The organism is Bacillus sp. FCW2 (assembly GCF_021228595.1).
In the GTDB taxonomy this organism is placed as follows: Bacteria; Bacillota; Bacilli; order Bacillales; family Bacillaceae; genus Bacillus; species Bacillus velezensis.
In genome coordinates this window covers 2972375-2997904 of record NZ_CP089436.1, presented here as the reverse complement: position 1 = coordinate 2997904, position 25530 = coordinate 2972375, and the positions used below count along the sequence as shown (strand labels likewise).

Below are 25530 nucleotides of genomic sequence, written 5' to 3'. Positions count from 1 at the left end.
CAGCAGACTCCCCGTGAGTCTGCTGTTTTTTATATACCGCGCGCTTCAGCCAGTTCATCAATCGCATAGATCAGATCATCGGCCGTGTTATAGAAATGAGGCGCCAGCCGGATGATTTGTCCGCTGGGTGCGCATACGATGTTTTTCCGCCTCAACAGCGCAGCCGTTTCCGCCGCTTTTTCATCCCGTATGGAAATCATGCCGGGTCTGTCATCGGCAGACGGCGGCCCTGTGAGATTCAGTCCTTTTTCAGAAGCGTATTCATACGCAAATGCGCTGAGTTTTTTTACTTCTTGGTGAATGCGGTCTGTGCCGGCATCGTTTACTAGAGATAAAGCCGCCTGTGCCGCATATATGCTGATAAATGCCGGGGTTCCGGTCTCAAAGCGTTTGGCTCCGTCCGCATAAGAAAAACGGGTTAAATCCAGCATTGACGCCCGCTGCTGCCCGAACCATCCGGTGACTTTCGGCTTCAGCCGTTCGGCAAGTTCCTTTCTGACATAAAGAAACGCCGTTCCCGGTATGCCGAGCATATACTTTCTCGCACCCGCGGCCAGCATATCAACTCCCCATTCTTTTACATCAATCGGGATGTGCCCCGCCGATTGATAAGCATCGACAAAAAGAAGCGATCCCTTCTTTGCGGATATCTCGGCAATGCGCTTCATATCCTGGACAAAACCGGACGTATATGACACATGGGGCACACAGGTGAAAAGCGTCTGTTCCGATATGTACGTCTCATACCGCTCTAACGGGATCATTCCATCTTCAGACGGCACGACTGAAAGCTCCATCTCAGTCTGCGCCTTCAAAATGTGGGCGATCGCCGGAAAATCCAATTCCGTATACACCGCCTGTTTCTTTCGGCAATCCGGTAAAGCAGAAACGACGGCCGAGACAGCAGCCGTTACTGAAGGTAAAACGGCGATTTCTTCAGGATGGGCGCCGATCAATTTCGCAAATTCACACCTTGCCTGCTCCGTTCGTCCAATGGCTTCTTCCCAGTTTCCGCCATGCTGAAGCAGGCTTTCCTGGTAGTCATTGATCGCTTTTGAAACCGGCAGGGCAAGAGCGCTTTGAGAGCAGCTGGCGAGCATCGTATGTGTGCGGAGCGCCGGAAATAAAGATCGGTATTGCACCAGAGGCGAATTCAAGACATGTTTCCCCCTTCGGCAGGAATATATGTCCATTATAGAGTATGGTAAAAAGAAAAGGAGGGTTTTATATGGAGAAAAAAGTATTGCTGACAGGCTTTGACCCCTTCGGCGGGGAAACGGTCAATCCTTCATGGGAAGCGGTCAAACGGCTGAACGGTGCCGCTGAGGGCCCCGCCTCTATCGTATCTGAACAAGTACCGACCGTTTTTTATAAGTCCCTTGCCGTGCTGCGCGAGGCGATCAAAAAGCATCAGCCTGACATTATCATCTGTGTCGGACAGGCAGGCGGCAGAATGCAGATCACGCCGGAACGGGTCGCGATCAATCTCAATGAGGCGCGCATACCGGATAACGAAGGAAACCAGCCTGTCGGGGAAAACATTTCTCAAGACGGTCCCGCGGCCTATTGGACCGGCCTTCCGATCAAACGGATCGTTGAGGAAATCAAAAAGGAAGGCATTCCCGCGGCTGTATCCTACACGGCGGGGACGTTTGTATGCAATCACCTCTTTTACGGCCTGATGGATGAAATCGCCTGCCATCATCCCCACATCCGCGGCGGGTTTATACACATCCCGTACATTCCGGAGCAAACTTTGCAGAAGTCTGCGCCGAGCCTCAGCCTGGATCTCGTGACAAAAGCGCTCAAAATCGCCGCGGTGACCGCCGCGGCGCATGAGGACGATATTGAGACCGGCGGAGGCGAACTTCACTAAGCTGCAGACGGCGCCTCGGCCCATTTCTTCCGGTAAACGATGCGGGACAGCGTCACACTGATTTCATAGAGGACGAGCAGCGGAATCATGACGAGAAAGTCAGACATAAAATCCGGAGGCGTAATCAGCACAGAGACGACGATCAGCACAAAATACGAAAGCTTCCGCGCCTTTGCCAGCCGGGTTGGATTCACGATTCCGAGCCGTGTCAGAAACATGACGGCCAGAGGCATTTCAAATAAAAATCCGAACGGCAATGTAAGATTCAGCATAAAGGTAAAATACTTGTCCGCCGTAAATACCATGTCAAAATGGCCGGCGGACAATTGTGTTAAAAATCCGAGCACAATCGGAAACAGCACAAAATACCCGAAGGAAATTCCGATGATAAACAAAACCGAAAGCCCCGGAATGTAAAGCAAAGCGGCGCGGCGTTCAAACGGGGTCAAAGCCGGCGCCGTAAAACGCCAGAGCTGAAAGGCCGCAACCGGAATCGTTGCCGTAAGGGCGCATATTCCCGCAATCATCATATACACCCATAAAATCTCGCTCGGCCCTAAAACGGCCAGCCTGCCATCCAAATCCTTGATCAGCCAGTCATAAATATCCTGCACAAACCAGCAGGCGCCGATAAAACACACGAGAAAGGCGATAACGGTTTTAATGAGACGCTGCCGGACTTCCTCTAAATGCCCGATCAAGTGGGTTTCTTTTTTATCCAATCGTACATCCTCCTTATAGAGAAAGAGGCAGAAGCGGATTCGTCTGCCCCCATGTCAGGATTCAGCCTGCCGTTTTGTCTTTCTCAGCCGTCTGCTTGTCCGGCTCTTCATTTGAGACCAGTGTTTTTGCGGCGCTTTTAAATTCAAGCAGCGTGCGGCCGGCTGCACGGCCGATTTCCGGAAGCTTTGAAGGTCCGAAAATGATGAGAGCGATGACGAAAATCAGGATCAACCCGGGAATGCCGATATTTGAAAACATGAGTGTGCCTCCTTATTGTGAGATTTTGGCCCGTTTCTTTCTCATTTGCTTTTCATGCGCATTGTTATGGGCGAAGAAACGATCCTCTTCCACCTCGTTCGACTGCTTTAAACCGCCTGCAACCGCAGCTTGAGAGACCTTCCGAATCCCCGTCTGGTCTTTCTGATAAATGAATGAAGCCCGCGTGGATACCTCAGCCCCCGGCTCCGTCACGTACGGCACCACTCTGTAATCCGCTCTCCATTGGGCAGGGGTCACCGTACAGCGGACATAGCCGCGGTAATCGTTGAAAAACTTAATATGCGGGTTTTGTTTTAAGATCTGATCCGTATCGGCCCGTTTATCCGCCCCGTTTCCTCCAGATGTAATGGAAGTCCCGACGAATTCGGCTCCGAAAATCTTTGAATTCGTTTGGTTAAAATCGGTATGCAGGTTTGACGCCCAGCTTGCGTGAACATCACCTGTCAGCACGATGACATTGTTCAGATTTTTGCTTTTTATAAAATTGATGACCCGCTCCCGCTGAGCCGGGTAGCCGTCCCATGAATCCATGCTGTATATCGGATTGGCGGTTGTTCCGAAATTCCATTGCGCGAAAAAGATTTGCTGCGCCAGCACATTCCACTTCGCTTTTGAGGCGGCTAAATTTCCGAAGAGCCATTGCTCCTGTTCTGTCCCCATCAATGTACGCTTCGGGTCTCTCCACTCATCAGAAGGCGGCTTATTCCCGTCGCCGTTGGCCTGATCATCTCTATACTGTCTTGTATCAAGCACATTGAACGATGCCAAATTGCCATAAGAAAATTGCCTGTACAGCCGCATATCAGGACCGTTCGGCAATGACATGCGCCTGAGCGGCATGTGTTCATAATAAGCCTGATAAGCTGCGGCCCTCCTGAGCACAAACGCTTCAACGGATTGGCCTTTTTCAGGGATAACATTGGCATAATTGTTTTCCACCTCATGATCGTCCCACGTCACGACCCACGGAAATGCGGCGTGGGCGGCTTTCAGATTGGCATCAGAGCGGTATTGGGCATGACGGTTGCGGTAATCTGACAGTGTATACACTTCAGCGCTGCTGTGCGTCCTGACATTTCCCGTTTTTGACACATATTCGTTCGGTCCGTATTCATAAATGTAATCTCCGAGATGGAACACGAGATCAAGCTTTTCCTTCGCCATATGTTTATACGCCGTATAATAGCCGTGTTCATACTGCTGGCATGAGGCAAACGCAAACGTCATGGCGGATACGTCAGCGCCGGGAGCGGGCAGCGTTTTCGTCCGGCCGACGGGACTGAGCTCATGCCCGCTTTTAAACCGGTAATAGTACACTTTATTGGGCTTGAGCCCGTCCGCCTCGACATGGACGGAGTGTCCGAGATTCGGCTTGGCCATTTCCGTTCCGCGTTTGACGATGTGACGGAAATGTTCATCAGTAGCGATTTCCCATTTTACCGGCACGGCCTGCTTCGGCATGCCGCCCCCATTCAGCGGGTCCGGGGCAAGACGCGTCCAGAGAATGACGCTGTCAGACAGCGGGTCGCCGGAGGCTACGCCGAGGGTGAACGGATAGTTTGAAAATTTCGGAGCGGCATTCACTTCAAACGCGCCGATGGATTGCGCGATCGCTAACCCGAGGGAAAGACCGGCGATTTTCCCGGCGCCTTGTATAAATGCGCGGCGGTCAAACGTATTGTTCTGAAAGCTTTTGTTCTCCAATTCCTTGATCCATTCATCTAAACGGCCGTCATGTGTCATGTCAGTTCCCCTTTCGTCTCATTGATCGCCCTTATTATAAAAAAGAAATGTTAAACCGCTATGAAGAAGTGTGAAGGGTTTGTAAGGCTGAAAAATGGACGGCGGGAGACATTTTTCACATTGTTTCGACAAACCTTGCCCCGCCGGGAGAAAACCCCCTCTGTTTCTTTTTGGCTTGTCATCCGTCAAGCGCACTTTTTTCCTATTTTTCTTCACAAAAAATTAAAAAAACACCGTTCATTCTAAGAACGGTGCGCCCGGGATTAAAATGTATTGTACACGTTTTCGCACGTCTCACCTGTCGGCTGATAGAAACAGTGGGATCTGAATCTGGCGACAAACGGCTGGCCATACCAAGTCTGCGGGCAGTTGCCCGGCGGCTTAAAATACCACAGGCTGAATTTAGCCGGCCAAAACCGTTCTCCATTAATGTTCCTGCGGGCAAGCCTCCGCTCGGATTCACGCGGTCTCTGGTAAAAGTATCCGTGAGTCACCGCTTCAAACGCGTGCGGCTGAAACACCATCTGCCTGATGGTGCGCAGGCCTTTAAAATCAGAACAATTCGCCCGCACCCTATTGATTCCCACATTGCCGACCAAAAGCATTCCCTGCTTCCCTTCGCCTTCCGCTTCCGCCCTGAGCAGCCTTGCCATTAGATCGACATCGGCGCTCGACGCTTTTACGACTGCCATCATGACACCTCCCGTATTTTCTCCTTTCATCATATTCAGCAGCGGCCCAGTGATGACAGCCAAAAGCCAGAAAACAAATGTTCACGAAAAAAGGGTTTATATTTCACGTTATGAGGAAACATACTAACATGATTTCCATAAGGAGGAATTCGCATGGAACACATTAAAGCGCTTGCCATTAAAGGCATTATGACCATCATTATTCTGTATCTGATACTCGGCTTAGGTTTTCGCTTTACATTCGGCGACGTGCTGCTGATGACCATTGTGCTGGGAGCCGTTTCCTACTTTACGGGCGACCTGTACGTGCTTCCGAGGTGGAATAATATCACGGCGGCGTCCGCTGATTTCGGAATCGCGTTTCTTGTTGTCTGGCTGATGGGAATGCCGCTGTCCATGGGCATTTCCGGAGGAAGACTGGCGTTTGCCGCTCTTATTTCCGCCGTCATCATCGCCGTCGGAGAATATTTTTTCCATATCTATCTGATGAGAAAAGACTTGGGCGGGTCCCGTTTTTTAGAACCCCGGTCCGAATAACGTAAAAAAGGCCGGATAACGGCCTTTTTCGTTTGATTTCACTGATCAATATGCTTTCTGATAAAATGCAGCAGCGTATTTCCTTGAGCGGTCAATATGACGCCCTTCGCGCCGCACTTCGGACAGGGCGTCCCTTCCTGCTCCTGGCCGGTTCCTTCACAATGCGGACACGTGAGCTCGAGATCGTCGGTTGCGATCACCATGAATATCCCTCCTTTTTTGATTGTCTGTCCGTCTCCAGTCACTTTCCATGGCCATCACCTCCTTAACAACACAAAAAAACCCCGTCCATCAAAGGACGAGGTTTTCGCGGTGCCACCTTTATTAACGGCTGAAAAGCCATTCTCTCAAAAAGTACAGAAACAAACGGTTTCAATACTCCTTTCTTGATAACGGGGAAAGAATCCCGGCACCGCCTACTGTCATTTCAGCGCAGCAATTCAGAAGCCCATTCGGCACCGGACGGGGATCGGTTCACAGCGGCCACCGACTCTCTGAACCCCGCGCGCTGATGCGTACTTACTCTTCCTCAGCATTGTTCATCCGTTCTTTTATTTTAAAATGTATCATACGCTGTCATCCGGCGGAAGTCAATAACCTTTCGGATCGGACAGGCCGAGCATGTCCCGCGCCATTTGCATATGCTCCTCTTGCCCCGTCTGAAGCGCGAACTTCGCCGTTTCCACGGGATAAGCGGCCTGCCATTCTGTCACATGCTCCTGCATTTTCGGCCAGACGCGCCCGCCTTCAGCTTCGTAGCTCTTCATCAGCCGTTTTGTTTCTTTTTCTCCTAATATCACTTGATAAAGGACAAAATCCTTGGCCGGATCGGCAACCTTTGCCTCCGTCCAATCGAGGAGACCCGTCACACGCTGATTTTCGCCGATCAAAATATGCGGAGGATGCAAGTCGCCATGGATCAGCGCGGAAAAATCAGGCCAGTACGAACTGTCATTTATCCACGTTTGCCATCTTTTCCAAAGCGGCTCTGAGACCCCGATTTCTTTTTTTATATGATCCATTGATTCCGCCGCCCTTTGCCTGACGTCATCCGGTTTTATGATTTCAATTCCGGATCTGAAGGCCGCATCCGGGTCTGCCCCGTGCAGCTCGGCTAATGCCGCGGCAAGCGAGCCGACAAAACCGTCTGAAGGCGGCTCGTGTTCCATATTCCAGACATACTGTTTCTTATCCAGATCAATTGCGGCAGCTGGTATTCCGTCCAGTTTCGGATAAGCGATCAGTTCCGGTGTATGAATCCGCCAATCGGGCACTGCTACCGCGGCATGGCTGCGGAGAAACGCGAGAACGCCGCTTTCTGCAGCCGCTCTTTCGATAACATCGGGACGGCGCGGCTTTCGGAGCACCCATGTCATGCCGCTGTCATCTTCAGCAAATACGACTTGGAAGTCCATACCCGTTTCATTTATGTCCGCCCCTTCATATTTTAACCGTAAGCCATTTTCCTTTGCGATGTTCAGAACGGTTTCTATTTCCCTTTGTTTTGTCACTTCGTTTCCCCATTTCCCTTATTTACTGACACAGAGCTTCGCCTGAGGCGGAGGAGAAAGAGATATGTGAAGACGCCAAAAAGAGGGCGGCATAATCGCCGCCCCCTCACTATTACTTCAGGTTCCTTTATTCAGGCAGACAATCCCGGTTTCCTCCGCGCTCAAGGCAGAGACATTGACACTATTTTATTAGTGCGAAAACCGGATTTTGACTTGCCATCAGGACCCCTCCGTTCTTTCTTAGTTAACATTATTTTACACAAAAACCTTATATACGTAAACCCTATTTATCAGCTTACCGGCTGCCTCCGCTGACAAATTTTGATCCTTCGCGTAAATCTTTCGCCTCCAAAAAGAAGACGTGAATGAATTTTTTCATATTCACTTTAACCGGAGAAAGCGGCACGGTTTCCTTAGCCTGCATTTCTTTCATTCTCTTGCTGACAGCGGGGAAATCAAAGAATTTCGAGGCGTAATATTCAAATTTGGGGTTTGAAAAATCAGTTGTGCCCAATGAAGCGAAGTGGTTTAACGAATGAATGACGGCCCTTCTGATCCGCTGTTCCGAGGCTTTGATTTCTCTGTTAACCTCGGCTTGTGCCGCCGCAGGCCCCAGCTTCCGGATGGCGACGTTTGTAAACATCTGCTTTAAAGACGGGATGTTTCTTTCCGCCTGTTCATCCTCAAATAAATAGTGAAGGACGGCCATGAGGTCATGCGCCCCGCTTTCTCCCACGATGCCTAATTCCGATAAAAGAAATTTTCCTGTTTCTTTGATTGATTTCTCGTGCATCCCCCCCGGCCCGCTTTTTTTCGGCTCATTCCGCTGAATAAGACGGCTTAACGAGTGTTGGATATCGCCGATCGAGGTTTCCAGTTCAATCCGCTCTTTTACTTTTCGCAAAACGGTGACGATCTCGATTTTGTTGATCGGTTTGTGGATAAAGTATTCGATGCCGAGAGAATAAGCTTCTCCCACCATTTCCTTTGCCTCCACCTGCGATATCATCACCGCTTTTCCGTTGTACGATCCCTGAAGATGCCGGATCGTCTCAATCCCGTCCCGACCCGGCATCAGCAGATCAATTAATAAAATATCGACTTGTTTAAAATGGAGATAATGCCCTTCAATCTGGCTTCCGTCCTCTGCCTCACCGACGACTTCGCCTAAGTCCTCATCCTCGATCATCTGTTTTAAAATGGAACGGATCGCCCGGTCATCATCAGCTATAAAAAAACGCATATTATGAGTTCATCCTTTCTGCAATCAAATGCTTCACCGGCAGTTTAATCGTAAATATGACGCCTTTTGGCTTGTTATGAAAGGAAATGTCTCCGTCAAGTTCAGTTACGATTTCCTTCACGTAAGTAAGCCCGATGCCCGTTGAAGGTGTGCCGAATTCATCGTATTTGGACGTAAATCCGGGATCATAAACGACCTCTCCGATTTTTTCCGGAATGCCGGGACCGTCATCTTCCGCCTCAAATTCGGCCATCTCCCTCTCCGCCCTGCGCAGCGCGAGGCGGATCTCACCCCTGTCACCCATGGCTTCGACGGCATTGGCGGTCAGATTATTTAAGATCGACAAGACGGTAAAGACGTGATAATCGGGATGCTCTCCTTCAATCACGCTCCGGAATTGAATGTCCTTGCCTAAAGATTCGGCGTATTTTTCATTGATTCGGATGACGATGCCGACCAGAGCGGCGGCATTCATGTAATCCCGGAATCTCTCATTGGAAATCAGCTTCGACAGGCCGGCGAATATTCGCTGATTGTCTTTTTTCACTTCATGAATTTCTCCCGCAAGGCGCAGCATTCGGCTCCCGAGCTCCCGGTCGTTCCCGCTCATTTCCCGATATAGCTGATAGGATTCTTTCGTCACATGCTCCGTCGTTTTCAGCGTTTTTTTCAAATGAATCGTTTCTTCATATAAGTTAGACACAATCATCAGCATGTGCTCATGCTGCTTTCTCGTTTGTTTTTCCCTGACCTGAGATTCGTGCAGCTTCATCACGTTGAAAAAACTCAGCACAATAAATGTGTGAGAAACAGCGATAACCGCAATATCCGCCAGCTTGTCCGGCATCATAATCTGCCGGCCGCCGGAAAACTGAACCGTCATTTCAACGGCATCGGACGCAATTTCAATGAGAAAACCGAGAAACCCGATCATCAGCGGCCGATCCCAAAAAAGCCTGACCTTCAGCACATAAAACAAGCAGGCATATGTAAAGTAAAAAAAGAAACTGGGATATTGGCTGAAAAAAGCCTCCGTAAAGCCGGCATGCTCTCCTCCCCAGCACGCCAGGCCGATCCGGAATGCCACAACGGCTGCACCTGTCAACAGCCCTGACAATACTGCCGGCACATGCCGAAGCAGCAGCAGAAAAAAGAAAAAAGCCGGGGCGCCGAAGCTGATCCGGTATACCTCATTCAGGGGGTAAAATTTCAGTTCCCCCGCCAGCGGCACGGTGATCAGCATAAGGGCGAAAAGATAGCCGTCTTTTTTCAGTAAATAGTCGAGCCTGATCATAATCACTTCCTTCTTCTGTCTATTTTGAACAAGACCGATACAGTCCGCAAATTTCTTTAGACCCGAATGGCGGGACACTCCGGCTGATTTATAAATCTATCGGCTTATTTTAAGAATGATTTTGTCGTATTTTGTATGATTCTGTAGATGTCATTATACATTAACATGGAACACGCTATTTTTGAAAACGTTTTCCAAGACCGGTTTCCGCTTCGGACAGGCTTGCAATAGAGGAGGAATGTTATGAAAGATATGGTCAGAGAGCGCCTTGAAAAAGAGGAACTGGCTTCACTTTTACAAGATTGGGTCGAGCATTACCGACCGTTTTCCGTCAATGGAAAAAGCGCAAATTATATACCCGCCCTCGGAGAAATCAACGACTCTCAGCTGGGCATTTGCATATTAGAGCCGGATGGCTCAATGATTCATGCCGGTGAATGGAATGTCCCGTTCACATTGCAGAGCATCTCAAAAGTCATCAGCTTTATTGCCGCCTGCATGAACAGAGGCATTTCTTACGTGCTGGATCGTGTGGACGTGGAACCGACGGGTGATGCGTTTAATTCTATCATCCGGCTTGAAATCCATAAACCCGGGAAGCCCTTCAACCCGATGATCAATGCCGGCGCCATTACCGTCGCCTCGCTGCTTCCGGGTGAAACGGCGCATGATAAATTAGAATATCTCTTTTCCGTTTTTGAAAAATTAATAGGAAAACGGCCTCACGTTCACGAGGAGGTCTTCCGTTCTGAATGGCAGACCGCGCATCGGAACAGAGCGCTCGCCTACTATTTAAAAGAAACGAACTTTCTCGAGGCGGATGTGGAAGAAACGCTTGAAGTGTATTTAAAGCAGTGCGCCATGGAGGGTACAACCGAGGACATCGCTTTAATCGGATTGATACTTGCGCATGACGGCTACCATCCGATCCGACGGGAACAGGTCATTCCGAAAGATGTCGCGAAACTCGCCAAAGCCCTGATGCTGACGTGCGGGATGTACAATGCGTCAGGCAAATATGCGGCTTTCGTCGGCGTCCCCGCCAAAAGCGGGGTATCCGGCGGCATTATGGCATTGGTTCCCCCAAGCGCCAGAAGAGAACAGCCTTTTCATAACGGGTGCGGCATCGGCATTTACGGTCCGGCCATTGATGAATACGGCAACAGCCTGACCGGCGGCATGCTGCTGAAACATATCGCACAGGAGTGGGAGCTCAGTATTTTTTAATCAAACGAACCAAGAGGTGATTGGATGCAGGAATTCCTTGAAAATGTAATCGGCTCGGCAAATGATTTTTTATGGTCAAAACTGTTAATCGTACTGCTTCTTTCTCTGGGACTGTTTTTTACGTTCAGATCAAAGGGTCTGCAAGTCCGCATGCTGAAGGAAATGATCCGGGTTTTGAAGGAAGGCGCGGCCGCCCGGACAAAAAACAGCATTTCCCCGTTTCAGGCATTTTGCATCAGTATGGCGGCGCGTGTCGGAACCGGGAATATTACCGGAATCGCCATTGCGATCGCACTCGGCGGTCCGGGCGCTATTTTCTGGATGTGGATTATCGCAGTCATCGGTTCGGCTTCAAGCTTTGTTGAAAGCACGCTGGCCCAAATTTATAAAGTGAAAGATCAAAACGGATTCCGCGGGGGCCCGGCCTATTACATGGAAAAGGGCCTGAAGAAACGCTGGATGGGCGCGCTGTTCGCCGTATTAATCACACTGTCATTCGGGGTTGTTTTTAATTCCGTTCAATCCAATACGATCAGCGTCGCCTTTCAAAACGCATTCGGCACCAGCCGGCTTACATTGGGCATTATGTTAATCTTGGTTTTCGGCGGCGTAATCTTCGGCGGCGTCAAACGAATTGCGAAAATGGCGGAATACATCGTAGTCGTCTTGGCCGTTTTATATATCGGTGTCGCTTTCTTTGTCATTCTGACGAACATCACCCAATTGCCCGGCGTTCTGTCCCTAATCGTAAAAAATGCGTTCGGCATTGATCAGGCAGCGGGCGGCGCTTTAGGTGCGGCCTTGATGCAAGGTGTAAGACGCGGGATTTTCTCAAATGAAGCAGGTATGGGAAGCGCTCCGAACGCGGCGGCGACAGCTACGACGAGCCACCCGGTGAAACAGGGGCTCATTCAGGCATTCGGCGTCCTGACGGATACGCTCGTCATTTGTACAAGCACGGCGCTTATCATTTTATTTTCAGACGCTTATCACCAGCCGGGACTGAGCGGCATCGCGCTTTCTCAGGCCGCCTTGAGCGACCATGTCGGCGCGTGGGCGTCAGGTTTCCTTGCCGTCTTAATGCTTTTGTTCGGCTTCAGCGCTCTGATGGGCAACTATTATTACGGAGAAACCAATATCGGATTTTTAAGCCAGAACAAAAAATGGCTGTTCATTTACCGCATCTGCGTGCTCGGAATGGTACTGTTCGGCTGTATTTCCAAAGTCCAGCTTGTGTGGGATATGGCTGACTTGTTCATGGGCTTAATGGTGGTCGTGAACTTAATCGCGATTTTCCTTCTGTCGAAAAAAGCGTTTGCCGCTTTGAGCGATTATGTCCGGCAAAAGAAAGCCGGAAAGGACCCCGTCTTTTACAGAGATGTGCTCCCTGATGATGACGGGATCGAATGCTGGGAGTATTCAGACATCGCGAAAAGTGCGAAAGGCAAACACATTTCCTAAACAAAAGGTGTTCGGGCAGCGTCCTGAACACCTTTTTTCTGCCGGTTCATTGACAAAGAGAAAAGCGTCCATTACCCTTTTTATATATTTTCAGTAAAGTCAGAAAGGAAGGCCTATGAATCCCATTACACAAATATTAAATGAATACCCGGTGATGATCATAGACGGCGCGATGGCAACCGAGCTTGAGCGGATGGGCTGTGATTTACATGACGATCTGTGGTCGGCCAAAATTCTTTTGGAGAGACCAGAACTGATCAAACAGGTGCATGCAGAATATTTTGCCGCCGGCGCTGATTGCGCGATCACCGCCAGTTATCAATCGACAATCGAAGGATTTGCAGCGCGCGGCATCCCGGAAACCGATGCGATACGTCTCATTCAGACATCTGTTGAACTTGCCGCACAAGCACGCGATGAATTTTGGGCGCATGAAGAAAACCGTTTACACCGGCCCAAACCTTTGGTCGCCGCTTCTATCGGACCTTACGGCGCGAGCCTCGCTGACGGCTCAGAATATCGCGGGCATTACGGACTGACGGAGGATGAGCTGATCAGCTTTCACCGCCCCCGGATGAAAGCCCTCATAGAATCCGGTGCCGATCTTTTGGCCTGCGAGACCATTCCGTGCCTGTCAGAAGCAAAAGCGATCACAAGGCTGCTGGAGGAATTCCCCGGCACTTATGCATGGATCAGCTTCAGCGCCAAAGACGGACGGCATATCAGCGAAGGCACGCCTATTTCCGAATGCGCGGCCCTGCTTGACTCCTGCAGCCAAATCGCAGCGATCGGCATCAACTGCACACCGATTGAACATATTCCGCCGCTGATAGAAGAAATCAAACGGTCAGCATCCAAACCGATTATCGCCTATCCGAACTCCGGCGAACAATATGACCCAGTGACAAAAACCTGGAAAGGCGCAGCGTGCGAAAACCATTTCGGAAAAAGCGCGCAAAGCTGGTACGAAAACGGCGTGAGCCTGATCGGAGGCTGCTGCCGGACGAAACCTGCGGACATTCAGGCCATTGCCGATTGGGCCAAGACCTTAAAAACAACTTGACTAATCGGAATAGTTTGTATATTCTATTCAAAAAGCCGGTTCGCCGGAATCTCGTGCCGTTCGCCGGCATGAGATTTTTTATTAGAACGGCCCTCGCAGAAAGTTGGAAAACAATGAACAACAAGAACGAGACGAATTTTCAGAGAAGTATGAAAAGCAGACACCTCTTTATGCTATCACTCGGAGGTGTGATCGGAACGGGGCTGTTTTTAAGCTCTGGGTATACCATTCATCAGGCGGGTCCGGCGGGCACCATTTTCGCTTACCTTTTGGGCGCGGGCATCGTCTATCTTGTCATGCTTTGCCTTGGTGAACTGTCAGTAGCTATGCCCGTGACGGGCGCATTCCATACTTATGCGAAAACCTATATTGGGCCGGCGACGGGCTTTACGGTCGCATGGCTGTACTGGCTGACGTGGGCGGTGGCGCTGGGCTCTGAATTCACGGCGGCCGGGCTTTTCATGCAGCGCTGGTTCCCGCATACTTCAGTTTGGATGTGGAGTGCGGTATTCGCTCTTCTCATCTTTTTATTAAACGCCTTCTCCGTGAAATTTTTTGCTGAATCGGAGTTTTGGTTCTCAAGCATTAAAGTCTTAGCCATCTTACTGTTTATTTTATTGGGCGGAGCGGCGATGTTCGGCATCGTCCCGATGAAAAGCGGTGAGGCCGCACCTATGCTGTCGAACTTTACGGATGGCGGCAGCCTTTTTCCAAATGGCTTTTTCCCGATACTGATGACAATGCTTTCAGTAAACTTCGCTTTTTCAGGGACGGAATTGATCGGAATCGCCGCAGGGGAAAGCGCCGATCCGGAAAAAACCGTTCCGCGCGCCATTAAAACCACAGTCTGGCGGCTGGCGCTTTTCTTTATCGGAACGATTTTTGTGCTGTCAGGGATGATCTCCATCAAGGAAGCCGGTGTGATTGAAAGCCCGTTCGTCACGGTATTTGACAGAGTCGGCGTGCCTTATGCGGCCGATCTGATGAATTTCGTCATTTTAACAGCGCTTCTGTCTGCGGCCAATTCAGGGCTGTACGCGTCATCACGTATGCTGTGGTCCCTGTCTAAAGAAGGGGAGCTTCATCCCGCCTTTGCCAGGCTGACTTCTAGAGGCATTCCTTTTAACGCTCTGATCTTCAGTATGATCGGCGGCATTCTGTCGTTGTTGTCAAGCGTGGTTGCAGCGGATACAGTCTATCTTGTTCTCGTCTCCGTCTCAGGATTTGCGGTAGTGGCTGTGTGGATGAGCATCGCCGCATCGCAATTTTTGTTCAGAAGACGGTTTCTTACAGAAGGGCACCAGCTTTCAGACTTGAAATACAGGACGCCGGGATATCCGGCCGTACCGATAGCGGCCTTTCTCCTGTGCCTCGCCTCCTGTATCGGCATCGCTTTTGATCCGAACCAGGCCATCGCCCTTTATTGCGGAATTGCATTTATGGCCGTTTGCTACAGCGCTTATTACTTGAAAAACCGGAAAAGCAGAGCCCGCGTGCAAGCCGTAAAATCCCAATAACCGAAAAAAGAACCCTGCAGCGCAAGGGTTCTTTTTTCATTTATACTTCAACCACCCATCTGAACGAATCCCGCACCTTCCCGACTTGGATGCCGGCAATCGTTTCATAGAGCCTTTCTGACACTTCACCGATCAAACCGTTATTCAGCTCAATCGTTTCTCCGTGAATGTGCAGCGCGCCGACCGGCGAGATGACGGCCGCGGTTCCCGTACCGAATACCTCTGACACCTCGCCTCTCATCGCAGCCTCATAGATGTCATCAATGGCGACCTGTTCTTCCCTGACGCGGATGCCCCAGCTTTTTAACAGCTCTATCACAGATGCGCGGGTGATGCCCCCGAGAATGCTTCCGTTTAATGACGGCGTTACGGCCTCTCCGTTTATGATGAAAAAGATATTCATACTTCCTACCTCTTCGGCATATTTCTTTTCCACCCCGTCGAGCCAAAGCACCTGATCATACCCCAGTTCTTCGGCTTTCCGCTGAGCCTGTAAGCTGGCCGCATAATTTCCGGACGTTTTGACGTCGCCCACTCCGCCGGTGACGGCACGCACATACTCATCCTCCACATAAATACGGATCGGTTTCAGCTGATCGCCGTAGTACGAACCGACAGGCGTCAGAACAACCATGAACTTGTAACGCTTTGAAGGCCGGACGCCTAAAGAAGGCTCAGTCGCAATCACAAACGGACGGATATATAAAGAGGTTCCTTTTTCTATCGGTATCCATTCCTGCTCCAGCTCCACCAATTGTATCAATGCTTCCAGCGCCAGCTTCTCGTCAAGAGGCGGCATGCTCATCCGCCGTAACGATTTATTCAGCCGTTTTATATTTTGGTCAGGACGGAACATCAACACCCGGCCGTCTTCTGATCTGTAAGCCTTCAGCCCTTCAAATACGGCCTGCCCGTAATGAAAAACCGATGCGGAAGGGTCAAGGCGGACCGGTTCATAAGGTGTGATTCTCGGATCATGCCAGCCTCTCTCCTCTTCGTAATCCATGACAAACATGTAATCAGTGAAGTACTTGCCAAATCCCAATGAAGCGGAATCCGGTTTTTCTTTTCTTGCTGTGACCTTACGTCTTTCAATCAGTTGATTCAACAAAAGCACACCTTTCTTGTAATTGTTTAAATTTTCAGTCTTTTATAAACTGCCTGTTTTCTCTGTCCGAATCTTGTATGCACAGATATATGAGAATGCAGTTGACCGTATCATATCAAATATACCACTTATAAGAGGATAATTATCACAATTTTTGATATTTTCAAGCGAAAATCTAACTTTATTTTATTCTCCTTCATTTTTTCCAATGAGGACTTTCTGTCATATTAAATGATTGCGCTTACATAATGTAAAGCAATCCTTTCTTTCGCACAGTCAATAATGTGACAAATTTATGGCGGATAGGAAGGTGGTTGCCGCCTGCTTCACGAATTACGTATGAAATGCGCAAGTAAAAGGGGGATTCGCTTGAAAAAATTTATCGCATTCCAGATTTTGATCGCTTTAGCCATCGGAGCATTGATCGGCCATTTCTTCCCGGATTTCGGGATGGCGCTGCGGCCCGTCGGAGACGGATTTATCCGCCTGATTAAAATGATTGTCGTGCCGATCGTGTTTTCAACCATTGTCATCGGAGCCGCCGGCAGCGGCAGTATGAAAAAAATGGGCAGTCTCGGCATCAAAACGATTATTTGGTTCGAAGTGATTACGACGCTTGTTCTGGCGCTCGGTCTGTTATTGGCGAACGTGCTGAAGCCGGGAGTCGGACTTAACCTCTCTCATCTTGCTAAAAAAGATATTCACGAGCTTTCCGGCTATACGGAAAAAGTAGTCGACCTGAAACAAATGCTTCTTGATATTATCCCCGTTAACATCATTGACGTCATGGCGAAAAACGATCTTCTCGCCGTCATTTTTTTCGCGATTTTATTCGGTGTTGCCGCAGCCGGCATCGGCAAAGCCTCCGCACCTGTCATGAGTTTCTTCGAATCCACGGCAAATATTATGTTCAAACTCACGCAGATGGTGATGGTCACCGCTCCGATCGGCGTTCTCGCCCTGATGGCCGCCTCCGTCGGGCAATTCGGAATCGCGCTTTTGCTTCCGATGCTGAAGCTGATCGGCACTGTGTTCCTCGGGCTGTTCCTGATACTCTTCGTTCTGTTTCCGATCGTGGGGCTTATCTTTAAAATCAAGTACTTTGAAGTGCTGAAAATGATTTGGGATCTGTTTTTGATCGCTTTCTCCACGACAAGCACAGAAACCATTCTGCCTCAGCTGATGGATCGGATGGAAAAATACGGCTGTCCGAAGCGGGTCGTCTCCTTTGTGGTTCCGTCAGGTTTATCGCTGAACTGTGACGGCTCAAGCCTCTATTTATCGGTGTCCTGTATTTTCCTGGCGCAGGCGTTTCATGTGGAGATGCCGCTTTCTCAGCAGCTTCTGATGATGCTTGTCCTCGTGATGACAAGCAAAGGCATTGCCGCCGTCCCGTCAGGCTCACTCGTCGTGCTTCTGGCGACAGCGAATGCCGTTGGTCTCCCCGCGGAAGGTGTCGCCATCATTGCCGGTGTCGACCGCGTCATGGACATGGCGCGGACCGGCGTCAACGTGCCCGGCCATGCGGTCGCCTGCATCGTCGTGTCCAAGTGGGAAAAAGCATTCAAATATAAAGGACCCGTCACGGCAGACCAGACCGCCCGGACAGAAAGTATGTAAACACAAAAAAGACCACCTCATTGGTGGTCTTTTTTATTAATCAATCGCCGCATGATCCTCTTTTTCAATCAAAGCAAGGCGTTCATTGATTTCTTCCTGAGTCATTTCGTGCTCTTTCACATACATGTTGCGTTCGTTCGTACGGCATTCGTGACTGCAGCTGCGCATGTATTTGTATTCATTCTCAGGTGTGCAGATCATTTTTTTATTACATGCCGGATTTGCGCAGTTCACATAACGCTCGCACGGCTCGCCCGTGAAATAATCTTTTCCGATGATGACGTGCTCTACGCGGTTGACCGGTACGCTGATTCTTTCGTCAAACACGTAGCACTGTCCGTCCCACAGCTGCCCTTTCACTTCAGGATCTTTACCGTAAGTGACGATACCGCCGTCAAGCTGGGACACGTCTTCAAAGCCCTTCTTCAGCAGCCAGCCGGAAAATTTCTCACAGCGTACGCCGCCTGTGCAGTACGTGAGGATTTTTTTGCCTTCAAGCATGTCTTTGTGTTCTTCAATCCAGTCCGGCAGCTCACGGAACGCCTCAATATCAGGTCTGACCGCTCCGCGGAAATGACCGAGATCATACTCATAGTCGTTTCTGGCGTCGATCACGATCGTGTCAGGGTCCTGCATTTGCTCATAAAAATCTTTCGGTTTCAAATGCTTGCCCGTCGTGACATTCGGATCAACATCATCTTCGAGACGAAGCGTCACCAATTCTTTTTTATGGCGCACAAACATTTTGCGGAATGCATGTCCGTCAGCCTCGTCAATTTTGATCGGCATGTCGGCAAAGCGCGGATCAGCTTTCAGCGCATTCATGTATTGATCCGTCTGTTCAACCGTTCCGGACACCGTACCGTTAATGCCTTCCTCAGAAATCAAAATACGGCCTAACAGACCGAGCTCCTTACAAAACTTCAAATGCTGAGCCGTGAACTCCTCAGGCTCATCAATCTTTACATATTTATAATAAAGTAAAACTCTATATTGTTTTTCCATGATTTATACACCCTGTTCAATTATATTAATGATCGCACACTCTACTATATCATACAGGAAAACGGGCGAAAGATGAACATTTCCGTCCGTACTCTTTCTTCCAGTCACGCTTCGCCTTTTAAAACCTGCTGAAAATAAAACCGATACGTATTGCGCAAAAAGGTCTCAATCGAAAGGCCGGCCGCGGTCTGATACTTGCCGATAATAAACGGAAAACGTTCACGGCCTTTTGTCCGCAGAAGATCGGCGCTGTCTTCAGCCAGTTCTGAGATGAGCGCCTCAATGACAGGCCGGCATGCGTCCCGCACGGCTTCAAGAATTTGCTGATCGCCTGTATGCCGGTACTGTTCTATCAGCTTTGCCAAATCCTTTTCTTCCATAATGTTCACTTCCTTACACCATATAAAAAAGAGGAGCAGCTTTTATAAAGCGGACGCCTCCTCCTGTGACTCCGCATAACCGATGATCTGGCCGACCTGTAATTCACGGCCTTCAGTCAGGTTATCCGAAGGGGTAAACATATCTTTCTCGAATACTAAAATAACGGTCGATCCAAATGAAAAATAGCCCAGCTCTTCCCCCGTCTCAAGCCTGTTTCCGGTGTTTGTCTGAACGATCGAGTTAATATTCATCGCACCTACCGGAATCATGAGCATCTGCTGATCAGCACGGGTCAGCTCGTACACATAACGGTAATTTTTTGAGAGCACATCTTTCCCGTACTTTAACCCCATCGTATTAACGGGATAGGAGCGTTTCCCCAGCTCGGCCAGCTTCTGATACGTGCAGCTGACGGGAGAATGGAAGCGGTGGTAATGTCTCGGGCTAAGGTAAAGCACGGCAAAACACCCGCCGTTATACTTGTGATCGGCGCTTTTAAACCCCGTCAGTTCAGCGAACGAATAATCCTTCCCTTTTACCATGAAAGTTTGATTGGGATTAATCATGCCCACCGTCTGAACGACGCCGTCCACCGGGCTGACGATGGCGTTCTTCTCTTTTGCCACGGGGCGGAGATTCAAATTAATATCACGAATAAAAAATGACGCCAGTGAATCAAAGTCAGAAGCCGTACGTTCCGTTTCATTCCAGTTGATACGATAGTGTTTGGAAAACAGCGGAATCATCGGCTTGCTCAGTTTCGATTCACAGAAGTTTTTAATGAGATAAGACGTCAATCGATTATTAGTCAGTTCAATCAATGAACGGTAAAGAACTTTAGCGGCAGTATTAAACATTGATTACTCCTATGAATTTTCCTATAGTAATAAAAATAAAACACCATAAAAACGCTCCGATGGCGGCGAAGCATAAGTAGGTTTTGAATTCCATTCTGCCGATTCCGGAAAAGTAGCAGGTCACGTGTCTGATGCCGGGGATGAAATAACCTAAAATAATGGTGTACGGCCCGTACTTCTTCATCCACCTGTCTACTTTCTCCATCCTCTTTTCCTTCAGGCCGACCCATTTTCCGAACTTATTAATAAACGGCCGGCCGGCTTTTCTGCCGATGAAGTAGCTGATAATCATCCCAAGGAGCGCTCCGATAAAGCTGATCAGAATGGAGAGCCCGTAATTCAGCACGTTTAAATGAGCGAAGTAGCCCACAAGCGTCATCATGACTTCATCCGGAATAGGCAATCCGATAATACCGAGTGTCAGCATAAGAAAAATCGCGATATATCCGTAATCGGATATTAATTGCTGAACTAATTCCATCTTCTGCTCTCCAGGTTTTCAGGCGCCTGTTTTTTAAAGTGCGGAAATTTAATGTTGCTGACCATTAAATAACCGAGCGCGATCGTTCCCGCCCCCAGAAGAAAAGCGTTATTGATAAAGCTCAAAATGACAAGACACATACCCGCAAACGGAATCGGCATCCCGATAAACGTCGGCAGCTTGCTTTGTTCAATATTAAATCTGGAAAGACGGATCATCCCGCAGATGCTGTAGGAAAGCGCGATTAAAATTCCGATGAACGGAATCGTATATAGTGAAACACTGTAAGCGAGCATGGACGGCGCTACGCCGAACGTCACGAGATCAGCAAAGGAGTCAAGCTCTCTTCCCATCTCCGATACCGCGTTCAGCTTACGGGCGGCCAAACCGTCAAAGAAATCAAGAAACATCCCGGTGAAAATAAAGATCACCGCAGAGTGTATATTATGATACAAAAGGGAATGAATCGATAAGAGCCCGCAAATAAAATTTCCAATTGTAATCATACTAGGTATATAATTCACAGTTTACACAAACCTCCAATTAAAACCATATCAAATCGGACTGCGTATGCATAAAGACTCCATTTTACGGAAACATAAAATGGAATTCTTTCAATGCTATCATTCAAATTCTTTTATTATACAGCATTTGGTGTTATTTGAACAATCTAATCTGGTGATTTTTGTTTTTTCGCCGTTCATATTAAGGTAAGCAATCATGGTTTCCCCTATTCCGGATTACCCTGCTTAAATATTCCATGCCGCGATCCGGATTGTCCGTTCTTGATGAATGAAAAGCCGTATGATGTATTGTTATTTCCTTCTCAGTGAAATGAGAACATTACATATAACGATTGCGGACATAAAAAGTTTCAAGAGTTGAAAAGTCTGACTGATACAAAGCGGCCCATACATTATCTCACAACCCCGTTTTCCAGTATATAGTCTGTCCAAACAAAAAAGGCGCCTTACCATTACGGTAAAAACGCCTTTTAAGATCATTTTATGTAATTGATAAATGACTGAGTGCTTCGGCCGCTCTTTCTCTGGCCTCTTCAACGGTCTCGGCTGCAGAAAGCGCAACAGCCATACGGCGTCCTACTTTCGTGACGGGTTTACCGAATACGCGGACCTGAGTGCTTTTTACCGCCAAAGCCTTCTCCAAACCTTCAACCGCATAATCAGCAAGCTCTTTTGGCGCCTTCAGCGGACGGCTTGCCCCCGGCGACAGCTGAGTGATTTCCGGAATCGGGAATCCCAATACCGCGCGGACATGCAGCGCAAACTCCGACAAATTTTGCGTCACAAGCGTAACGAGCCCCGTATCATGCGGACGGGGAGACACCTCGCTGAAATATACTTTATCTTCAGTAAGGAAAAGCTCCACCCCGAACAAACCGTATCCGCCGAGCTCGTCCGTTATGCTTTTCGCAATATGTTTCGCCTCTTTGATCTGCTGCTCCGTCATATGATGAGGCTGCCATGATTCAATATAGTCACCGTCTTTTTGTTCATGTCCGATCGGCGCGCAAAAGGACGTACCGTTCGCCGCGCGCACTGTCAGAAGAGTGATTTCTGATTCAAACGGAATGAATTCCTCAACGATGACCCGGCCGTTTTTCACCCGGCCGCCTTCCATCGCCATGTCCCAGCAGCTTTTCAGCCCGGAAGCCGAGCGGCACACGCTTTGCCCTTTTCCGGAAGAGCTCATCAGCGGTTTTACCACGCACGGAAAGCCGATTGTTTCCGCCGCTTCTTTAAATTCTTCATATGTATTCGCGAATTCATAGCCGGCAGTCGGAAGATGAAGCGTCTCTGCCGCAAGCCGTCTGATGCCTTCACGATCCATCGTCAGCTTTGCCGCACGCGCATTCGGAATGACGTGAAACCCTTCTTCCTCAAGCTTCAGCAGCTCATCCGTCGCAATGGCTTCCACTTCCGGCACAATCAAGTCCGGTTTTTCTTTCTCAATGACTTCTCTGACCTGCGCTTTATCAAGCATATCAATCACATAGCTTTTGTGCGCGGCCTGCATGGCGGGAGCATGCTCATAGCTGTCAACGGCTACAGTGACAACCCCGAGCCGCTGCGCTTCAATGACGACTTCTTTCCCCAGCTCGCCTGATCCTAATAACAACATCTTCTTCGCCTGATACATGTCCTTTGGCCCCTCCCTTTCTATACCCCACTCATTATAACGGAAATATTCAAAAAATAAAGACAAGATAGATGACAAGCTCTATCCTGTCTTTTGCGCTGATTCGAGCGATTCAATCGCAGCTGACACGTCCTTCTCGCGATATTGCCCCATTAAACATAACGATTCTTCCGCCCGGCAGGCGTGAGAAGCAATACGGCGCTTGGCTTCCTCATGGTTGTCAAGGATGCCGAGATCACAGAGGCTGACAGGGAAACCGAGCCGGCGGTAAAACGGAAGCAGCTCCTCAATCTCAGGTCTCCGATTCTCGAGCGCGAGCTGCACCAATATGCCGTAAGCAACCTTCTGGCCATACAGCACCTGATGTGTCTCCTGGAGAAAACTGAGTCCGTTGTGGACCGCATGCGCCCCTGCCATCCTGCACAAACGGCCGCCATACCCGCCGACCGTTCCCGCAAGCATAATGATCGTTTCCGCCGTATGGATGAACGGCACGGACAGCTCGCCTTTCTCCATGCTTCCGACGGCCGCTTCACTGTAACGCAATAACAGATTACGGATATATTCCGCCTGTCTCAGCCCCGCCTGCGCCATCAGCGGCGCCGCCTCCTCCGTATTTCTGATGACCGCCTCAGCCTCATACCATTTCGCCAGCGTATCACCGATCCCGCTTTTCATATATTCAATGGGAGAGGAAAGTAAAAACAGCGGATCAACAAGCGTCAAATAGCTTGAACGCTTATGATAATCCACTCTGATAAAATTGCCGCTCTCATCATACATGACACTTAACGGCGTACTTGCCGCACACGTCCCCGCAATGGAAGGAACCATCACAGCCTCTATATCAAGCCGGTCTGCCGCCGCTTTTGCCAAATCCAAAATCGTGCCGCCTCCGATACCGATGATCACATCCGCGTCTTCCGCCTGCTCACAGACCTTACGCACCGCCTCAGGTGAACAGTATCCTTTATGCTGAATCACATCCCAGGAAGAACCGCCGCTGTAATCGGAGAACGCCTGATAGGATTTGATTCCGGCCACAATAACGGGTTTTCTGAATGTCTCCAGCAGCCCCGGAAGTTCTTTTGCGATTCCTTCCTTGCATATGTACTGATTCGGGCCGCTTCGGACGATATCTTCAGGCTTCATTCGAATCTCTCCTTTGGCTGGAATTTATATATATTTTCCCACTTGTCAGAAAATACATCAACCGGAGGTGCTCAGCGCTTCGCTTCTTCCGCCTCCAAAAACAGCTCATCAAGCCGTTCTAAAGCCTCTGCCTTTTCAAAACTGCTGAACCACAGATCATCATAGGAATCAAGGATGCGGTAATGGTGGGAAATCAAATGCTGCTGCAAGCGGAACTCGCCTTTTTTCTCGATGGCTTTCCACCACACCTTGCCGCCCATCGTCTTCCCCTTCGGCCTGTCAATTGTGCGGTGAGCAACCGTTTCAATGACCTCCAGCGGATCATCTCCTAATACGGATTGCAGTGTTTCACTTGATCTGAAAAGCGCGCAAACCGCCACAACGTGCGGCCATTCCGCAAGCGCCCGCCCTTTCTCAATCTGCACCAGCGACTTTTTAGAAAGGCCGATCACATCCGCCATTTTCTCCTGTGTGTAGCCTCTCTCCGACCGGATTTTCTTCAGCTGGACTGAGACAAGCTCAGTCATATAATCTTGATCCATCTCAACCTCCATATTTATCAATATAGCCATTTTACACCGCGGCACGCCTTTTTTATATCAGAACATTTTCAAACGAATCAAAAGAACCCGGGATTTGGCTTATCATTGAAGCGATGTACCTTTCCGCATAATCCAGAATGATGCGGTGAATACAAACGTACGCCCGAAGAGACAGGTGCGGGCTCCCTGGCGGTTGAGCTCCGGAGAAAATAAAAAGCTGCCGCAGCTGCAGCAGCTAAAACTTTATAGACCGGAAAATCGGCATTATGAAGCGAATACAATCCATCTTGCACTATAATTGACACGTTTTTTCGAACCCTGATTGACCATTTTAAATCTGTATGAATCCCCTTTTTTTAACGAAGGTGTTTCAAAATAAGTCGTTCCATTTTTCTTTGCATTGGCGGTTTTGATTGTTTTCCAGGCACCTTTGCCGTTGACTTGCTTTTGGACGTATATTTTATACGTACCCTTCCCTTTACTGTTGGATTTAAAAGTCACGGCTCTCAAGCTGTACTTTTTTGTCGTTTTAGTGAATTTAGGGTGATATGTATTGATCACATAGTTAGTGAAATACCCGCTTTTATAAGTATGAAGCCAGTCTTTAGCCTCTGCTTTTTGCGGAGAAGAAAAAGCCATAAAACCAATTCCGCTGATTAAAAGAGTAAAAATAATGATGAGCGACTTAAAAATCTTTTTGCTTTTCATCGAGAAAATCCTTCCTTCCTGTAACTATTTACCCTATTTATGTTAATGACAATATAGCCAATCATAAATCCGTCCAACTAACCATTTTGACCGCAGGAAGAGATGTGAACAGTCCTTAAAATGACTATATGACTACTACTTATGATTCTTGTTATTTTTGATTAAGTGATAAAGTTACTTTAAACCGCTATTCATTTTGTTGTTTTTGTATCAATTGTCATAGCGAGGTCTTTTCCTATCAATGCCTCTTTCGGCGTTTGTGCTGCGGCTGTATGATGGGGCTGTCCCTGCTTGAACAAACTCATAAACCCATGACAAGCTGTCATACGTTTGCCACCTATGAATGAACG

Annotated in this window: 27 protein-coding genes and 1 other annotated feature; of the genes, 7 read left to right on the top strand and 20 right to left on the bottom strand. The window is 48.9% G+C overall.

Annotation, left to right across the window (positions count from 1 at the left end):
• Positions 1-29: 29 nt before the first annotated feature.
• Positions 30-1157 (bottom strand): aminotransferase class V-fold PLP-dependent enzyme, encoded by a 1128-nt coding sequence (locus tag K3G25_RS15125; RefSeq protein ID WP_094032895.1) that lies wholly within the window; start codon positions 1155-1157, stop codon positions 30-32.
• Positions 1158-1228: 71 nt separating this feature from the next.
• On the opposite strand from K3G25_RS15125, the gene pcp reads away from it, so the two are divergent.
• On the top strand, positions 1229-1876 hold the full coding sequence (gene pcp, locus K3G25_RS15120) for a pyroglutamyl-peptidase I (protein ID WP_022552532.1): 648 nt from the start codon (positions 1229-1231) through the stop codon (positions 1874-1876).
• Here pcp and tatC read toward each other — a convergent pair.
• The 4 genes from tatC to K3G25_RS15100 all read right to left on the bottom strand — a co-directional run bounded on the left by tatC (position 1873) and on the right by K3G25_RS15100 (position 5313).
• Positions 1873-2598: a twin-arginine translocase subunit TatC gene (gene tatC / locus K3G25_RS15115; protein ID WP_021495296.1), complete on the bottom strand. Its 726-nt coding sequence runs from the start codon at positions 2596-2598 to the stop codon at positions 1873-1875. The two genes, pcp and tatC, sit on opposite strands and share 4 nt — an antisense overlap.
• A gap of 61 nt (positions 2599-2659) precedes the next feature.
• Complete coding sequence (locus K3G25_RS15110) at positions 2660-2857, bottom strand: twin-arginine translocase TatA/TatE family subunit (protein WP_003156681.1); 198 nt, start codon at positions 2855-2857, stop codon at positions 2660-2662.
• Positions 2858-2869: 12 nt separating this feature from the next.
• A complete protein-coding gene (locus K3G25_RS15105; RefSeq protein WP_014416824.1) occupies positions 2870-4621 on the bottom strand; it encodes an alkaline phosphatase D family protein in 1752 nt (583 codons plus the stop codon).
• A gap of 263 nt (positions 4622-4884) precedes the next feature.
• Positions 4885-5313 carry a cell wall hydrolase gene (locus K3G25_RS15100; protein WP_003156683.1) on the bottom strand — a complete coding sequence of 143 codons (429 nt, stop codon included), beginning with the start codon at positions 5311-5313 and terminating at the stop codon, positions 4885-4887.
• 153 nt (positions 5314-5466) lie between these two features.
• Here K3G25_RS15100 and K3G25_RS15095 point away from each other — a divergent pair, with 153 nt between their 5' ends.
• On the top strand, positions 5467-5850 hold the full coding sequence (locus K3G25_RS15095) for a DUF2512 family protein (RefSeq protein WP_003156684.1): 384 nt from the start codon (positions 5467-5469) through the stop codon (positions 5848-5850).
• A gap of 38 nt (positions 5851-5888) precedes the next feature.
• Here K3G25_RS15095 and K3G25_RS15090 read toward each other — a convergent pair whose 3' ends face one another.
• The 4 genes from K3G25_RS15090 to K3G25_RS15075 form a co-directional block, all read right to left on the bottom strand.
• Positions 5889-6053 (bottom strand): anti-TRAP protein, encoded by a 165-nt coding sequence (locus K3G25_RS15090; RefSeq protein WP_021495300.1) that lies wholly within the window; start codon positions 6051-6053, stop codon positions 5889-5891.
• Positions 6054-6141: 88 nt separating this feature from the next.
• Positions 6142-6392: a binding site (T-box leader), on the bottom strand.
• A 48-nt stretch (positions 6393-6440) separates the two neighbouring features.
• A complete protein-coding gene (locus K3G25_RS15085; RefSeq protein ID WP_053285447.1) occupies positions 6441-7361 on the bottom strand; it encodes a macrolide 2'-phosphotransferase in 921 nt (306 codons plus the stop codon).
• Positions 7362-7656: 295 nt separating this feature from the next.
• Entirely contained in the window at positions 7657-8604 is a 948-nt protein-coding gene (locus tag K3G25_RS15080) for a glutamine utilization two-component system response regulator GlnL (RefSeq protein WP_007409014.1), read from the bottom strand.
• Between the two features lies 1 nt (position 8605).
• Positions 8606-9898: a two-component system sensor histidine kinase GlnK gene (locus K3G25_RS15075; RefSeq protein ID WP_022552528.1), complete on the bottom strand. Its 1293-nt coding sequence runs from the start codon at positions 9896-9898 to the stop codon at positions 8606-8608.
• A gap of 243 nt (positions 9899-10141) precedes the next feature.
• Here K3G25_RS15075 and K3G25_RS15070 point away from each other — a divergent pair, with 243 nt between their 5' ends.
• The 4 genes from K3G25_RS15070 to K3G25_RS15055 all read left to right on the top strand — a co-directional run bounded on the left by K3G25_RS15070 (position 10142) and on the right by K3G25_RS15055 (position 15166).
• Entirely contained in the window at positions 10142-11125 is a 984-nt protein-coding gene (locus tag K3G25_RS15070; protein WP_014416818.1) for a glutaminase, read from the top strand.
• A 24-nt stretch (positions 11126-11149) separates the two neighbouring features.
• Positions 11150-12586, top strand: a complete 1437-nt coding sequence (locus tag K3G25_RS15065) for an alanine/glycine:cation symporter family protein (protein ID WP_022552527.1) — start codon at positions 11150-11152, stop codon at positions 12584-12586.
• Positions 12587-12701: 115 nt separating this feature from the next.
• Positions 12702-13649, top strand: coding sequence for a homocysteine S-methyltransferase (mmuM, locus tag K3G25_RS15060; protein ID WP_061861121.1), 948 nt, complete (start codon positions 12702-12704; stop codon positions 13647-13649).
• 113 nt (positions 13650-13762) lie between these two features.
• Positions 13763-15166 (top strand): amino acid permease, encoded by a 1404-nt coding sequence (locus K3G25_RS15055; RefSeq protein WP_161512148.1) that lies wholly within the window; start codon positions 13763-13765, stop codon positions 15164-15166.
• Positions 15167-15206: 40 nt separating this feature from the next.
• Here K3G25_RS15055 and K3G25_RS15050 read toward each other — a convergent pair whose 3' ends face one another.
• Positions 15207-16274 carry a branched-chain amino acid aminotransferase gene (locus K3G25_RS15050; protein ID WP_015239080.1) on the bottom strand — a complete coding sequence of 356 codons (1068 nt, stop codon included), beginning with the start codon at positions 16272-16274 and terminating at the stop codon, positions 15207-15209.
• A gap of 369 nt (positions 16275-16643) precedes the next feature.
• On the opposite strand from K3G25_RS15050, the gene gltP reads away from it, so the two are divergent.
• Positions 16644-17894, top strand: a complete 1251-nt coding sequence (gene gltP / locus K3G25_RS15045; RefSeq protein ID WP_007409006.1) for a glutamate-aspartate/proton symporter GltP — start codon at positions 16644-16646, stop codon at positions 17892-17894.
• 36 nt (positions 17895-17930) lie between these two features.
• Here gltP and K3G25_RS15040 read toward each other — a convergent pair whose 3' ends face one another.
• The 10 genes from K3G25_RS15040 to K3G25_RS20770 form a co-directional block, all read right to left on the bottom strand.
• Positions 17931-18899, bottom strand: a complete 969-nt coding sequence (locus K3G25_RS15040) for an oxygen-dependent tRNA uridine(34) hydroxylase TrhO (RefSeq protein ID WP_031378711.1) — start codon at positions 18897-18899, stop codon at positions 17931-17933.
• Positions 18900-19003: 104 nt separating this feature from the next.
• Positions 19004-19279 (bottom strand): hypothetical protein, encoded by a 276-nt coding sequence (locus K3G25_RS15035; RefSeq protein ID WP_232489375.1) that lies wholly within the window; start codon positions 19277-19279, stop codon positions 19004-19006.
• Positions 19280-19321: 42 nt separating this feature from the next.
• Entirely contained in the window at positions 19322-20137 is an 816-nt protein-coding gene (locus tag K3G25_RS15030; protein ID WP_015239079.1) for a phosphatidylserine decarboxylase, read from the bottom strand.
• Positions 20130-20618, bottom strand: coding sequence for a DedA family protein (locus K3G25_RS15025; protein ID WP_003156711.1), 489 nt, complete (start codon positions 20616-20618; stop codon positions 20130-20132). The genes K3G25_RS15030 and K3G25_RS15025 overlap by 8 nt, the downstream gene beginning before the upstream one ends.
• Positions 20609-21142, bottom strand: a complete 534-nt coding sequence (gene pssA / locus K3G25_RS15020) for a CDP-diacylglycerol--serine O-phosphatidyltransferase (protein ID WP_007409002.1) — start codon at positions 21140-21142, stop codon at positions 20609-20611. The genes K3G25_RS15025 and pssA overlap by 10 nt, the downstream gene beginning before the upstream one ends.
• A 481-nt stretch (positions 21143-21623) precedes the next feature.
• Positions 21624-22778 carry a phosphoribosylglycinamide formyltransferase 2 gene (purT, locus tag K3G25_RS15015; RefSeq protein WP_011996252.1) on the bottom strand — a complete coding sequence of 385 codons (1155 nt, stop codon included), beginning with the start codon at positions 22776-22778 and terminating at the stop codon, positions 21624-21626.
• Positions 22779-22859: 81 nt separating this feature from the next.
• Positions 22860-23930 carry an iron-containing alcohol dehydrogenase family protein gene (locus K3G25_RS15010; protein ID WP_232489374.1) on the bottom strand — a complete coding sequence of 357 codons (1071 nt, stop codon included), beginning with the start codon at positions 23928-23930 and terminating at the stop codon, positions 22860-22862.
• 71 nt (positions 23931-24001) lie between these two features.
• On the bottom strand, positions 24002-24472 hold the full coding sequence (locus K3G25_RS15005; RefSeq protein WP_003156718.1) for a helix-turn-helix transcriptional regulator: 471 nt from the start codon (positions 24470-24472) through the stop codon (positions 24002-24004).
• A 264-nt stretch (positions 24473-24736) separates the two neighbouring features.
• Positions 24737-25180, bottom strand: coding sequence for a Ser-Thr-rich GPI-anchored membrane family protein (locus K3G25_RS15000; protein WP_061861119.1), 444 nt, complete (start codon positions 25178-25180; stop codon positions 24737-24739).
• Positions 25181-25371: 191 nt separating this feature from the next.
• A complete protein-coding gene (locus K3G25_RS20770; protein ID WP_021495310.1) occupies positions 25372-25506 on the bottom strand; it encodes a hypothetical protein in 135 nt (44 codons plus the stop codon).
• Positions 25507-25530: the final 24 nt, after the last annotated feature.

What these genes read in the sequence shown, in the direction of transcription:
- mmuM (WP_061861121.1), top strand. Translation starts at nt 12,702, where the DNA reads ATGAATCCCATTACACAAATATTAAATGAATACCCGGTGATGATCATA.
- K3G25_RS15105 (WP_014416824.1), bottom strand. Translation starts at nt 4,621, where the DNA reads ATGACACATGACGGCCGTTTAGATGAATGGATCAAGGAATTGGAGAAC.
- K3G25_RS15080 (WP_007409014.1), bottom strand. Translation starts at nt 8,604, where the DNA reads ATGCGTTTTTTTATAGCTGATGATGACCGGGCGATCCGTTCCATTTTA.
- K3G25_RS15035 (WP_232489375.1), bottom strand. Translation starts at nt 19,279, where the DNA reads ATGGAAGAAAAGGATTTGGCAAAGCTGATAGAACAGTACCGGCATACA.
- K3G25_RS15000 (WP_061861119.1), bottom strand. Translation starts at nt 25,180, where the DNA reads ATGAAAAGCAAAAAGATTTTTAAGTCGCTCATCATTATTTTTACTCTT.
- K3G25_RS15055 (WP_161512148.1), top strand. Translation starts at nt 13,763, where the DNA reads ATGAACAACAAGAACGAGACGAATTTTCAGAGAAGTATGAAAAGCAGA.
- pcp (WP_022552532.1), top strand. Translation starts at nt 1,229, where the DNA reads ATGGAGAAAAAAGTATTGCTGACAGGCTTTGACCCCTTCGGCGGGGAA.
- K3G25_RS15005 (WP_003156718.1), bottom strand. Translation starts at nt 24,472, where the DNA reads ATGGATCAAGATTATATGACTGAGCTTGTCTCAGTCCAGCTGAAGAAA.
- K3G25_RS15040 (WP_031378711.1), bottom strand. Translation starts at nt 18,899, where the DNA reads ATGGAAAAACAATATAGAGTTTTACTTTATTATAAATATGTAAAGATT.
- K3G25_RS15110 (WP_003156681.1), bottom strand. Translation starts at nt 2,857, where the DNA reads ATGTTTTCAAATATCGGCATTCCCGGGTTGATCCTGATTTTCGTCATC.
- K3G25_RS15090 (WP_021495300.1), bottom strand. Translation starts at nt 6,053, where the DNA reads ATGGTGATCGCAACCGACGATCTCGAGCTCACGTGTCCGCATTGTGAA.
- K3G25_RS15075 (WP_022552528.1), bottom strand. Translation starts at nt 9,898, where the DNA reads ATGATCAGGCTCGACTATTTACTGAAAAAAGACGGCTATCTTTTCGCC.
- purT (WP_011996252.1), bottom strand. Translation starts at nt 22,778, where the DNA reads ATGTATCAGGCGAAGAAGATGTTGTTATTAGGATCAGGCGAGCTGGGG.
- K3G25_RS15030 (WP_015239079.1), bottom strand. Translation starts at nt 20,137, where the DNA reads ATGTTTAATACTGCCGCTAAAGTTCTTTACCGTTCATTGATTGAACTG.
- K3G25_RS15065 (WP_022552527.1), top strand. Translation starts at nt 11,150, where the DNA reads ATGCAGGAATTCCTTGAAAATGTAATCGGCTCGGCAAATGATTTTTTA.
- K3G25_RS15095 (WP_003156684.1), top strand. Translation starts at nt 5,467, where the DNA reads ATGGAACACATTAAAGCGCTTGCCATTAAAGGCATTATGACCATCATT.
- K3G25_RS15070 (WP_014416818.1), top strand. Translation starts at nt 10,142, where the DNA reads ATGAAAGATATGGTCAGAGAGCGCCTTGAAAAAGAGGAACTGGCTTCA.
- K3G25_RS20770 (WP_021495310.1), bottom strand. Translation starts at nt 25,506, where the DNA reads ATGACAGCTTGTCATGGGTTTATGAGTTTGTTCAAGCAGGGACAGCCC.
- K3G25_RS15025 (WP_003156711.1), bottom strand. Translation starts at nt 20,618, where the DNA reads ATGGAATTAGTTCAGCAATTAATATCCGATTACGGATATATCGCGATT.
- K3G25_RS15100 (WP_003156683.1), bottom strand. Translation starts at nt 5,313, where the DNA reads ATGGCAGTCGTAAAAGCGTCGAGCGCCGATGTCGATCTAATGGCAAGG.
- K3G25_RS15010 (WP_232489374.1), bottom strand. Translation starts at nt 23,930, where the DNA reads ATGAAGCCTGAAGATATCGTCCGAAGCGGCCCGAATCAGTACATATGC.